Raw genomic sequence first — 12,607 nt, 5'->3', positions numbered from 1 at the left:
CTTCCACGCCGTGCGAAACCCTCAGCCGCGCCCCGACCAGTAGGCCTGCGCCCGCTCCCACGCCGCGGAACCCACCGCCCGGCCGAGTGACCGCCCCTGGAGGTCACCGGCGCGGAAGTGGATGCCGCCGTAGCGACGCGACATCCCCGCCTCGTCGGCGGCCCCGCTGAACGTGGCCCACCGCAGCGTCACGTCCTGCGCGGGCACCACCCCCGGCTCCACCAGGGAAGACCCGCGGGCGACCACGGCCTGCCCGCCGAACGCGTCGGCCCCCGTGAACCGCGTGAGCACCTCGGCCGCCGCCGCGCTGAACGTGCTGTGCCCCGACACGTACTCGGCGAACGGCGGCGTCGGGAAGGTGGACACCTGGTAGGGCGTCCACGAAGCCCCGTCCACGGTCCGCCCGCCCCAGGCCGGGATCCGCTGCCCCCGATACAGAAAGCGGATCGCGGTGATCGGCCGGGCGGAGTCGTGGTCGCGCTTGGCCTCCCAGGAGGCGATGCCCGCGTCCATGACCGCGTTGGACAGCGCGAAGAACAGCTTGACGTCCTGGTCGAGGCCGTGCCGGTCGCGCGCGGAGATCTGCTGGGCGAACAGGCACCAGTGGCCGGGCGGCGTCTCGCTGGCGGGACCGTCGGCCCAGTACTCGGCGATCGCCTTCTGCCGGTCGGTGAGCGCGGCCGTGCCGGACACGATCTCGGCGGCCTGGGCGCGGAACCCGGACGAGCCGTACGCGTGCGGCGCGGGCACCCCGTCGGCCAGCGAGCGGGCGACGCCGCTGAAGGAGGTGACCCCGCCCCAGTGCGGCGCGAGGAACGGCGGCGTCACCAGGACGCCGGCCCGGTCGACGAACGTCAGCGGCGCCCACCGGCCGGGAGCGTTCAGCGTGGTCAGCGGGTCGGCCACGACGACGGGCGCGTTGACGGGCGCGTAGCCGGTGGTGTCGGCGTAGCCGCCGGACTGGTTGGAGCCGTCGGCGTGCCGGTGGCCGAGCACGGCCTGGCACGCGGTGACCCCGGTGCGGGCGGCCTGGCCGGCCGGGTTGGCGGGGTCGTATCCCAGGTCGGCCATCAGCGCGTCGAACGTGGCCCGCTGCGCCGGATAGAGGTCGACCGCGGCGAGGTGGGCGGCGAAGCTGATCGCCTCGGCCTTGTTGGCCTGGGTGTGCTCCGCGGCCGGCCGCCGCAGCGAGCCGCCCAGCCGGGTGCCGACGGCCACCGGGTCGTAGGCGGCCCAGGCGTCGTGGGCGCAGGTGTGCGTGATGGCGAGCGCTCTGGCGACCATCGGCGGGCCGAGCGTGCCCGCGCGTACGGCGCTCAGCAGTGCCTGGTTCCACCGGACCACCACGTTCGGCGACGTGGTGGCCTGGGCGGCGGTGCCGGGCGGGACGGTGAGCGCGATCGCCGTCCCCAAGGCGATCGTCAGGGCGAGTAAGGATCTTCGAGCGGACATGGACGTCTTCTCCTGACGTGATTCGGAACCCCCGTGCGTCCGCCGACACTTCCAGCTTCGAACGTGTATTCGAACTGTCGGAAGGGTGACAAGGCCATGGCGCAGCCGCCACTCCGCACAAGTTTCCTGAAACTTTCACCAGCGGCATGACGATCGTGCTGCTGGTCAAAGAGGCGTAGGAGGCCGGTTTCCCGGCTTGCCGAAAAGGCGCCACCGAAACTTTCGACATGGCATCGAAATATTCTTGACGTGCCTGCGGGCGGCACCTACGGTCGCACCCATGACATCTGTCAACGCGCCGGGCCTCGCTCCCTGGCGGGACGCCGCCCGTACGGCCGGGGAGCGGGTGGAGAGCCTGCTGGCCGAGCTCACCCTGGAGGAGAAGGTCGCGCAGCTCGGATCCGTGTGGATCCAGAGCGGCGAGTCCGGCAACGTCGCGCCCTTGCAGGACCGGTTCGCGGTGGACGGCGGGACGGAGGAGCGGCTGCGCTACGGGCTCGGCCACCTCACCCGCGTCTACGGCACCGCCCCGCTCAGCCCCGCCGAGGGCGCGGCACGCCTGCGCTCGCTGCAGGAGCAGGTGACGGCCGCCAACCGGCACGGCATCCCGGCGATCGCGCACGAGGAGTGCCTGACGGGGTTCGCCACGTACGGGGCCACCGCGTACCCGACGCCGCTGGCCTGGGCGGCCACCTTCGACCCCGGCCTGATCGAGCGCATGGCCGCGGCGATCGGCGCCGACCTGCGCGCGGCCGGGGTGCACCAGGGGCTCTCGCCCGTCCTGGACGTGGTGCGCGACTACCGGTGGGGCCGGGTCGAGGAGACGCTCGGCGAGGACCCGTACCTGGTGGGGCAGCTCGGGGCGGCGTACGTGCGCGGCCTGGAGAGCGCCGGGGTCATCGCCACGCTCAAGCACTTCGCCGGGTACGCCGCCTCGCGCGCCGGCCGCAACCAGGCGCCGGTCAGCATCGGCCCGCGCGAGCTGGCCGACGTCATCCTGCCGCCGTTCGAGACGGCGCTGCGTGAGGGCGGGGCGCGCTCGGTGATGAACTCCTACACCGACCTCGACGGCGTGCCGGTCGCCGCCAGCGCGCAGCTGCTGCGCCGCGTGCTGCGCGAGGAGTGGGGCTTCGACGGGACGGTGGTGTCCGACTACTGGGCGATCCCGTTCCTGGCGTCCATGCACGGGGTGGCCGAGGACCTGGCGGGGGCCGGGGCGCTGGCGCTGACGGCGGGCATCGACGTGGAGCTGCCCGAGACACACGGCTACGGCGCGCACCTGGTGGCGCACATCCGCGCGGGGCGGGTGGACGAGGCGCTGGTGGACGAGTCGGTGCGGCGGGTGCTGCGGCAGAAGATCGAGCTCGGCCTGCTGGACGGCGACCCCGCCGCGCAGGCACGCACCGACGGCAACGGCGCGCGCCCGGCCGCCGAACCCGTTCCGGCCCTCGACCTGGACAGCCCGCGCAACCGCCGCCTCGCCGCGACCGTCGCGGAGCGCTCCGTCGTCCTGCTCGGCAACGCCACCCGCGTCCTGCCCCTGGCGCCGGCCACCACCGCCCGCATCGCGGTCATCGGCCCGTGCGCCGGCGACCCGCGCACGCTGCTGGGCTGCTACGCCTTCCCCAACCACGTGCTCGACCGCTACCCCGAACACGGCATGGGCCTGCCGATCGCCTCCGTCGGGGACCGGCTGGCGGCCGAGTTCCCGGACGCGGACCTGCGCCACGCGCTCGGCGCCGACGTGACGGGAGAGGACCGGTCGGGCATCGAACCGGCGGCGGAACTGGCCGCCGGGTGCGACCTGGCGCTGCTGTTCGTCGGCGACAGGGCGGGCCTGTTCGGCGGCGGCACGTCCGGCGAGGGCTGCGACGCGGCGGACCTGCGGCTGCCCGGCCTCCAGCCGGAGCTGGTGGAGGCGGTGCTGGCCACGGGCACGCCGGTGGTGCTCGTGGTGGTCTCGGGCCGGCCGTACGCGCTGGGGGCGTACAAGGACCGGGTCGCGGCGGCGATCCAGGCGTTCCTGCCCGGCGTCGAGGGCGGCGCGGCGCTGGCGGGCGTGCTCAGCGGCCGGGTGAACCCGTCAGGGCGGCTGCCCGTGCAGATCCCCGCCTCCCCGGCCATCAACCCCTCCACCTACCTGCAGCCTCCCCTCGGGAGGAAGGCCGAGGGCATCACGGTGCTGGACCCGACGCCCGCGTACGCGTTCGGGCACGGCCTGTCGTACGCGCCCATCGAGTACGTCGCCATGGCCACCGACCTGGCCGAGTACCCCACCGACGGCGAGATCGAGGTGTCGGTGACGGTGCGCAACGCCGGCGACCGGGCCGCCGAGGAGGTGGTGCAGCTCTACGCCGCCGACCCGGTCGCGCAGGTGGCCAGGCCCGCCGCGCAGCTCGTCGGGTTCGCGCGGGTGGCGCTGGAGCCGGGGCAGAGCCGCGTGGTGGTGTTCGACGTGCCGGCGGACGCGTTCTCGTACACGGGCGTCGAGCTGCGCCGCATCGTCGAACCCGGGCTGATCACGCTCGCCGCCGGCCCCTCGGCGGAGGATCCGCCGCTGCGCGAGGTCATCCGGCTCACCGGAGACACCCGCGAGCTGATCGGGGCGCGGCGGCTCACGACCGGAACGCGGCTCCTGGACGTCAGGTGAGCAGCTTCTCCTTGGGGACGATCTGCCTCGGGACGGTCGGGCTCGACCAGTGGAGCTGGGCGATGGCGTCGTAGCCGCCGTCGTAGAACTCCATCCTGAGGTCGTGCGTCCCCGCCGTCAGCGCGATCTGCCCGCTGTCCTCCCGCTTGGAGTGGTCGGTCCAGGCGTCCACGAGCAGCGTCCCGTCCACCCAGAGCCGCACGCCGTCGTCGCTGGTGGTGATGAAGGTGTACGTCTCGGCGCGGTCCGCGATCACCTTGCCCGTCCACCGCACGCTGAACGTGTCCGGTGACAGGGCGGGGTCGGGGGCGGCGGCTCCCCAGTCGAAGTCGACGTTCGGATCGACGCGGGTGACCTTGGGGGCGGTCAGGTCGGCGTTGTCGAAGTAGGTGGCGGAGAGCCCCTGCTCCGAGATGACCAGGGTGGTGACCGAGCCGGCCGGGAGCGTGAGCGTGGCGGCGCCGCCCGCGATGGCGGCGGTCCCCGCGCGGTGCGGGGCCCACGCGCCGGAGGTGCTCTGCCAGACGGCGGCCGTGCCGGTGGTCAGGCCGCCGAACGTGAGCGTGGTGTCCATCGGCTCGTCGCCGACGTTGACCAGGACGACGTTCTTGGCCGCGTCGGAGGCGAACACGTGCAGGAGGTCGCTGTCGGCCGTCGCGGTCACCATCGTCGTGCCGAACGGCCGGAACAGCCCCTCGCCGGTGAACATGCCGATGCCGTGGTACATGGGCAGCGGCTCGTTGCGCGGAATCCCGCCCTCGCCGTCGGTGCTGGTCAGGCCGAGCCGGCCGTTCTTGTCGCCGTACTGGTAGGCGGCGGCTCCGGCGCGCAGGATGCTGCCGAGCGCCGCCGCGCCCCACAGCGTGTTGAAGTGCGTCAGCGTCCGGTGCCCGTCCTCGTCCTCGTAGTCCGAGTTGTACTCGCCGATCTGGATGTCGATCTTCCGTCCGAGCACGGACTCGGCGAGCGCGGACACCTCCTTCAGGTCGGTCTCGTACTGGCGGACGACCGGGCCGAGGAGCTGCTCGTCGGTGGCGGGGTCGGCGCCGCCGGTGCCGTAGTCGTGGTAGTCGAGGAAGTCGACCCGGTCACCCGACCCCTCCAGGAACGTCCTGATGTAGCCCAGGTCGTTGTAGGCCGCGGCGGGCCCGCCGAGCTCGACCTGCGGGTCCTCGGCGCGCAGGGCGTCGGCGATCAGGTTGAAGCGGGCGCTGTACTCGGCGGCCGGGATCGCCGCCTTGCCGGGCACGCAGCCGCCGCAGTCGGTCTCGTTGCCGGCGATGAACCGCCGCACCGGCTGCCCGGTGGCCGCGAAGTGCCGGTAGAGCGCCACGGCGTCGTCGCGGTTCACCTCGGCGCTCTGGCGCGCGTCCATCGGGAGGATGAGGACCGGCTCCGCGCCGAGATCGCGGATGGCGGTGATCCAGGCGTCGCCCGTCACCTCGGTGTCGCAGTAGTAGCCGCCGCAGACGATCCGGCTGTCGTGGTCGCCGGGCCGCTCGTAGTGCAGCTCGATGCGCATCCGCCCGGCCCCGAGCTCGCGGATCAGCTCGCGGTGCCGGGCGTCGTTGGTGATGTAGGACTGGTTGCCGTACCCCGTGATGCCGATGCCGTAGTCGGCGGCGGACAGCGTACGGACGGGCTTGGTGAAGTCGACCGAGACGGACGCGGACGCGGCGGCCCGCGCCGGTGACGTCATCGGCCCGATCGCGACGGCGGCGGCCAGGCCGCCCGCGAGGGCGGCGCGCAGCGCCCGGCGCGCTAATGCGATCATCGTGCTCCTGTCACAAGATCCGGAATTTCCTGTGGATCATGACAGAGATCCATGACGATCGGGTGAACCGGGATGTGCCGGCCGGGTCAGGGCAGCCGCAACTCGGCGAGGACACCGCGGTGGTCGGTCCTGGGCACGTCGAGGAAGTCCACCCGGTTCACCGCCACCCGCGAGTCGGCCACGATGTGGTCGATGGAGATGAGCGGCGGCATCGGCCGGAAGTTCGGCCAGGTCGGCGTCAGCCCCTTGCCCACCTGTTCGGCCGCGTCCACGTAGCCCCGCCCGAGCAGGTCGCGGAAGGCGCGGTGGTCGAGGCTGGCGTTGAAGTCGCCGGCCAGCACCCGCACCACCGAGGGCGACGGCGAGGGGAGTGCGCGCAGGGCGGCGTTCCACTCCGCCTCCTTGCGGCCCAGCGGCGGGTTGGGATGCACGGCCACGACCTCGACCTTGCCGCCGCCGGGCAGCGTCACGGCGGCGGCGGGCATGTTGTGCCCGATCGGCGTGAACAGATCGGGCAGCTCCGTCACCGGATACCTGGAGTAGATGCCGCTGCCGGTGATGTCGAGCTCCGGCTGCAGCACCCGGTAGGGCATGAGCTGCTTCAGCCCGGCCGCGTCGAGCCGCTCGGCCTCGGCGTGGGTCAGCTCCGGGGCGCTGAACACCTCGACGTCGTTGCGGCGGATGAAGTCCACCACCGTCTTCGCGTCGCCCCGGCCGAAGAGGTTGACCGCCAGCACCCGCAGCGCCGGCCCCTCGGCCGCGGGCTGCTCGGCCGGAATGGTCCGCGGCACCACGACCGCGACCATCGTCACGCAGGCGAGCGCGGCGACGAGCGCCGCCCACCGGTTGCGCCGCAGCAGCGAGACGATCGCGGTCAGCGCCGCGAGGCCCGCTCCCCACGGCGTCACGGTCATGAGCTGCGTCGGGAACGAGCCCTGCTCCCAGCCGCCGACCCTGATGACGGCCCACACGGCCAGCAGAACGGCGACCGTCCAGGAGAACCAGCGCCTGCGCCGTCTCTTCACCGCCGGCCGGTCGCCGGCCTCGGCCTCCTCGACGCCGACCGTGGCGCTCACGCCACCGCCCCTTCCCCGATGCGATTCACAGCCTGCACCTTAAACGGCTTCGGCGAAGAGGGCGCGGCGCCACCTGTGAACGCGCTCAGGTTCGGGCTACCGCTTGCGGCCCACCCCGGCGTACATCCAGGCCGGCTCGTCGGGGAAGAGCGGCTCGTCGCGCCACTTGGAGACCGCCACCAGGCCCGGCTCCACCAGGTCGAAGCCCTCGAAGTAGCGGGAGATCTGCTCGCCGGTCCGCGGTGTGCGGTGCATCGCCTGCGGCCGGGTGGCCTTCAGGTAGTCGTCGGCCACCCGCGGCGGGACGAGGTCGAGCGTCAGGTGGCTGAGCACGAGGTAGCTGCCGGGCGGCAGGGCCTGCGCGTAGGCCTTGACCAGCCGCTCGGGGGCGTCGTCGTCCGCGATGTGCATCAGGATCGCCACCATGACCAGCGCGATCGGCCGGCTGAAGTCGAGCGTGGCCAGCACGTCGGGGTGCTCCAGGATCGACTGCGGCTCGCGCACGTCGGCCTCGATGTAGGCCGTCCGGCCCTCGGGCGTGCTGGTCAGCAGCGCCCTGGCGTGCGCCATGACGATCGGGTCGTTGTCCACGTAGACGACCCTGGACTCCGGCGCCTGCGCCTGGGCGACCTCGTGCGTGTTGCCCTGGCTGGGGATGCCGGTGCCCAGGTCCAGGAACTGGCGCACGCCGAGGTCGCTCAGGTGCCGCACCGCCCGGCCGAGGAAGGCCCGGTTGTTCCTGGCGCTCTCGCGGATGCCGGGCACCGCGGTCATGGTCTGCTCGGCCACCCGGCGATCGGCCTCGAAGTTGTCCTTGCCGCCGAGCCAGTAGTCGTAGACCCGGGCGGAGTGCGGGATGTTCGGGTTGATGCCGTGCGGTGCGCTCACAGCGACGATCTTAAGTCAGCCGACTGCCGCTATGGTGCGAAATCAGGTCACAGTGGTGGCGCGGCGACGGCCCTCGGCAGCACGTACTGCTCGATCGCCTGGGCGAAGCCGTCCTCCTCGTTCGACGCCGTCACGTACGTGGCCTGCCGCTGCACCTCAGGGCTCGCGTTGCCCATGGCGATGCTCATGCCGCTGCGCACGAACATCAGCACGTCGTTCGGCTGGTCGCCGACCGTGACGACCTGCTCCAGCGGGATCCGGTAGTAGCGCGACAGCCGTTCGACCACCACGCCCTTGTTGGCCGTCGGATGGGTGACGTCCAGGTAGTACGCCTGTGACCGCGCGGCCGACACGTGCGCCGAGTACCGCGCCTGGACGTCGGCCTCGCACCGCGCGACCAGGTCGTGGTCGTCGCTGACGCCGACGATCTTGACGACCCGGTCGAGCAGCCCGTCGTACGACGGCACCACCGTGGGCTGGAACCGCACCGTCCTGGACTCCCGCTCGGCGTGCGGGGCGTGCGGGTCGGTGACGTACCAGTCGGCGCCCCGGTAGATCCACGCGTACAGGCCGTGGGAGCGGATCGTCGCGATCACCTCGGCCGTGATGTCCGCCGGGATGGACCGCTCGTCCACGACCGTCATGTCCGGCAGGACCAGGATGCCGCCGTTGAAGGCGGCCATCGGGCCGGTCAGGCCGAGCGGCTCGATCAGCATGAACATGCCGCGCGGCGGCCGGCCGCTGGTGATCGCGAAGAGCGTGCCGCGCTCGTGCAGGCTCTTGATGGCCCTGATCGCGCGCGGCGTCAGCTCCTTGGTCCTCGGCACGAGGGTGCCGTCCACGTCGGCCAGCACGGCGGCGATCGGCTGCTCCTTGTCCTCAGTCATGGTCGGTCCACACCCAGTCGCGGATCTCGGGCTGGTCCTCGAAGTGCTCGCGCGCGTACGCGTTGGCCTCGGCGATGCGCGCCTCGCACTGCGCCACCAGGTCGGGCGCCTGGCCGCTGAGGCGCGGCACCCGCCGGATCGCCTCGGCCGCCAGGTGGAAGCGGCTCATCTCGTTGAGCACGACCATCTGGAACGGGGTCGTCGTCGTGCCCTGCTCATTGAAGCCGCGCACGTGGATGCGGCCCACGTGCGGATGCCCGTGCACGATCTCGTGGATGGCCCGCCGGTAGCCGTGGAAGGCGAACACGACCGGCTTGTCCTCGGTGAACAGCTCGACGAACTCCTTGTCCGTCGTCCCGTGGGGGTGGTACTCGACCGGGAACAGGCGCATCAGGTCGACCACGTTGACGACACGTACCCGCAGGTCAGGAACGATCCTGCGCAGGTACCAGGCCGCCGCCACCGTCTCCATGGTCGGGATGTCGCCCGCGCAGCCGAGCACCACGTCCGGTTCCCCGCCGTCGTCGTTGCTCGCCTGGTGCCAGATGGACACGCCGTTCTCGCAGTGCCTGATGGCCGTCTCCATGTCGAGGAACTGGAGCTGCGGCTGCTTGTCGATCACGATGAGGTTCACGTAGTCGCGGCTGCGCAGGCAGTGGTCGCCCACCGACAGCAGGCAGTTGGCGTCCGGCGGCAGGTAGATGCGGGTCACCGTGCCGCGCTTGGACAGCATCACGTCGATCAGCCCTGGACCCTGGTGGCTGAACCCGTTGTGGTCGTTGCGCCAGCAGGTGGAGGTGAGCAGGATGTTGAGCGAGGCCACCGGCTCCCGCCACGGCACGTTGCGCGCCTCCTGCAGCCACTTGGAGTGCTGCACCGCCATCGACGCGGAGACCATCGCGAACGCCTCGTAGGTGGCGAAGACGCCGTGCCGCCCGGTCAGCGTGTAGCCCTCCAGCCAGCCCTCGCACAGGTGCTCGCTGAGCACCTCCATGACGCGGCCGTCGGGCGACAGGTGGTCGTCGATGTCCAGGGTCCGGCCGACGAAGCAGCGGTTCTCGACCTCGAAGACGTTGCCGAGCCGGTTGGAGTTCGTCTCGTCCGGGCAGAACAGGCGGAAGTTGGCCGCCTCGGCGTTGCGCGAGTAGATGTCGCGCAACATCATGCCGAGCTGGCGGGGCGACTCGCGGCGGATCACGGCCGGCTGCTCCACCTTGATCGCGTAGTCGCGGAAGTCGGGGATGTTCAGGTCGATGAGCACCTTGCCGCCGTTCGCGTGCGGGTTGGCGCTCATGCGGCGATCCCCCGCGGGCGCCAGCGCGGCGAGCTCGGGCACGAGCCGGCCGCCCTCGTCGAACAGCTCCTCCGGCCGGTACGACCGCAGCCACTCCTCCAGCTGCGCCAGGTGCGCCGGGTTCGTCCTGGTGTCCGACATCGGCACCTGGTGCGAGCGGAAGGTGCCCTCGGCCGGCCGCCCGTCCATCTCCTTGGGCCCCGTCCAGCCCTTGGGCGTGCGCAGCACGATGGCGGGCCAGCGCGGCCGGTCGTAGACGCCGTGCCTCCTGGCCTCCCGCTGGATCGCCCTGATCTGCTCGTGGCAGCGGTCGAGCGTCGCGGCCAGCTCCTGGTGCACGCCGGGCGGGTCGTCGCCCTCGACGAAGTGCGCCTGGTAGCCGTTGCCACGCAGGAACGCCTCGATGTCGGTGTCGCTGTCGCGGCTGATCACGGCCGGGCCGCTGATCTTGTAGCCGTTCAGGTGCAGGATGGGCAGCACCGCGCCGTCCCTGGCCGGGTTGAGGAAGGCGGTGCTCCGCCAGGCGCCGGCCAGCGGGCCCGACTCGGCCTCGCCGTCACCCACCACCGCCGCGACGATCAGGTCGGGGTTGTCGAAGGCCGCGCCGAACGCGTGCGACAGCACGTACCCCAGCTCGCCGCCCTCGTGGACCGAGCCGGGCGTCGGCACGCTGACGTGGCTGGGGACGCCGTCCGGCGTCGAGAAGCGGCGGCACAGCAGCCGCAGCCCCGCCAGGTCCGGCGTCACGGCCGGGTAGAACTCCGAGTACGTGCCCTCGAGCCACCCCTGGCCGACCAGGGCGGGACCGCCGTGGCCCGGCCCGGCGAGGTAGATGACGCTCGCGTCCTGCTCCTTGATGAGCCGGTTCAGATGCAGGTAGATCAGGTTCAGGCCGGGGGAGGTGCCCCAGTGGCCGAGCAGCCGCGGCTTCACGTGCTCGGGCCGCAGTGGCTCCCTCAGCAGGGGGTTGTCCATCAGATAGATCTGCGCCACGGTGACGTAGTTGGCGGCCTGCCAGTACCGCTGCATCAGGTCCAGCGATTCGGGCGACAGCGGTCCCGCCGTCGCCCTGCGCCGCTGCTCCTGTGCGCTCACCGCGCTGGATATGGTGACATCGAACCCGTACATGGCTGGGGGCCTCCTCGGGACGTGCCGTCATGCCGCTGGCCCCAACTGTCGGACCCCGCTCCGGGCGGGGCATCACCCGTGACGGGTGACGGCGGCCGGGTCAGCGCGACAGGGCCGCGTACCTGCACAGGAACAGGGCCTCCGTCAGCGCCATCGAGGCGATCTCGGCCGGGTCCACGCTCTCGTTGGGCGCGTGCATCAGCGTCTTCGGCTCCTCGACCCCCATCAGGATCAGCTCGGCCGCGGGGTAGGTCTCGGCGAGCACGTTGCACAGCGGGATCGAGCCGCCCTGCCCGAGCAGCGCCATCGGGCTGCCGTACGCCTCCTCCATGGCCCATCCGATCGCCTTGTACGCGGGCCCGTCGAGCCCCGCCCTGAACGGCCGGCCCATGGCCTCGGTCCTGGTCGTGACCCGCACCCCCCACGGGGCGGCGGCGTGCAGGTGCGCGACGAGGGCGTCCCTGGCCTGCTGGGCGTCCATGCCGGGCGGCACGCGCAGGTTGAGCCGCGCGGCGGCCCTGGGCACGATGGCCGCCGCCGACCCGACCACCGGCGGGCAGTCGATGCCGAGCACGGTCACCGTCGGGCGCGCCCACACCATGTCGGCGACGCTGCCGTCACCCAGCAGGACGACGTCCTCCAGCACGCCCGCGTCGCCGCGGAACTGCTCGGCCGGGTACGGCTCCCCGGTCCACAGCTGCGTGGAGTCCAGCCCCGTGACGGTGGTGTTGCCCCGTTCGTCCCGCAGGCTCGCCAGCATGGTCACCAGCGCGGCCAGGGCGTCGGGCGCGGCTCCGCCGAACATGCCGGAGTGCACCTCCGAGGCCAGCGCCTCGATCGTCACCACGACGGTGACCAGGCCGCGCAGCGTGACCGTGGTGGCGGGGCGGCCGACCGCCGCGTTGCCGGTGTCGCAGATCAGGATCGCGTCGGCGCGCAGCAGGTCGGGATGGTTCTGTACGAATGCCTCCAGCCCGCCGGTGCCCTGCTCCTCCGACCCCTCGACGACCAGTTTCAGGTTGACGGGGATGGCGTCGCCGAGTGCCCGCAGCGCCAGCAGGTGCATGAGGATGTTGCCCTTGCAGTCGGCGGCGCCGCGCCCGTACCAGCGGCCGTCCACCTCGGTGAGCGTGAACGGCGGCGTCCGCCACTCGGACTCGGCCAGCGGCGGCTGCACGTCGTAGTGGGCGTAGAGCAGCACGGTCGGCGCGTACGGGTCGGCGCACGGCCTGGACCCGACCACCGCCTGGCTGCCGTCGGCCGTCTCGGCGAGGAACGCGTCGGCGAAGCCGAGCGCCGAGAACCTGCCGAGTACCCAGCGCGCCGCCCGCTCGCACTCCTCGGGCGGGAACTGGCGCGGGTCGGCCACCGACCTGATGGCGACCAGCTCGGCCAGCTCGTCACGGGCTCCCGGCATGAGCTCCGCGACGCGTGCTCGCAGCTCGGTCAGCTCCATGG

8 protein-coding genes are annotated in these 12,607 nt (G+C 72.4%); 1 reads left to right on the top strand and 7 read right to left on the bottom strand.

What is annotated here, in order from left to right; translation table 11 throughout:
* Positions 1 to 21: 21 nt before the first annotated feature.
* Positions 22 to 1,452 (bottom strand): vanadium-dependent haloperoxidase, encoded by a 1,431-nt coding sequence (locus FXF51_RS38010; protein WP_148439591.1) that lies wholly within the window; start codon positions 1,450 to 1,452, stop codon positions 22 to 24.
* Between the two features lie 280 nt (positions 1,453 to 1,732).
* Here FXF51_RS38010 and FXF51_RS38005 point away from each other — a divergent pair, with 280 nt between their 5' ends.
* Positions 1,733 to 4,102 (top strand): beta-glucosidase, encoded by a 2,370-nt coding sequence (locus tag FXF51_RS38005; RefSeq protein WP_148439589.1) that lies wholly within the window; start codon positions 1,733 to 1,735, stop codon positions 4,100 to 4,102.
* On the opposite strand, the gene FXF51_RS38000 is transcribed toward FXF51_RS38005, so the two are convergent.
* The 6 genes from FXF51_RS38000 to FXF51_RS37975 all read right to left on the bottom strand — a co-directional run bounded on the left by FXF51_RS38000 (position 4,095) and on the right by FXF51_RS37975 (position 12,605).
* A complete protein-coding gene (locus FXF51_RS38000; RefSeq protein WP_148439587.1) occupies positions 4,095 to 5,876 on the bottom strand; it encodes a PA14 domain-containing protein in 1,782 nt (593 codons plus the stop codon). The genes FXF51_RS38005 and FXF51_RS38000 overlap by 8 nt on opposite strands.
* Positions 5,877 to 5,962: 86 nt before the next feature.
* Entirely contained in the window at positions 5,963 to 6,952 is a 990-nt protein-coding gene (locus FXF51_RS37995; protein WP_148439585.1) for an endonuclease/exonuclease/phosphatase family protein, read from the bottom strand.
* A 96-nt stretch (positions 6,953 to 7,048) separates the two neighbouring features.
* A complete protein-coding gene (locus FXF51_RS37990; RefSeq protein WP_148439584.1) occupies positions 7,049 to 7,840 on the bottom strand; it encodes an SAM-dependent methyltransferase in 792 nt (263 codons plus the stop codon).
* 47 nt (positions 7,841 to 7,887) lie between these two features.
* Complete coding sequence (locus FXF51_RS37985) at positions 7,888 to 8,727, bottom strand: Cof-type HAD-IIB family hydrolase (RefSeq protein ID WP_148439582.1); 840 nt, start codon at positions 8,725 to 8,727, stop codon at positions 7,888 to 7,890.
* Positions 8,720 to 11,149: a phosphoketolase gene (locus FXF51_RS37980; protein ID WP_148439580.1), complete on the bottom strand. Its 2,430-nt coding sequence runs from the start codon at positions 11,147 to 11,149 to the stop codon at positions 8,720 to 8,722. The genes FXF51_RS37985 and FXF51_RS37980 overlap by 8 nt, the downstream gene beginning before the upstream one ends.
* 100 nt (positions 11,150 to 11,249) lie before the next feature.
* The gene (locus tag FXF51_RS37975) at positions 11,250 to 12,605 is read right to left on the bottom strand and encodes a dipeptidase (RefSeq protein ID WP_148439578.1); all 1,356 of its coding nucleotides are present in this window, start codon (positions 12,603 to 12,605) and stop codon (positions 11,250 to 11,252) included.
* Positions 12,606 to 12,607: the final 2 nt, after the last annotated feature.

The organism is Nonomuraea sp. PA05 (assembly GCF_008086045.1).
Lineage (GTDB): Bacteria > Actinomycetota > Actinomycetes > Streptosporangiales > Streptosporangiaceae > Nonomuraea > Nonomuraea monospora.
Note: the sequence above shows the minus strand (reverse complement) of the source record. Positions and strands in the feature narration are given on the sequence as shown.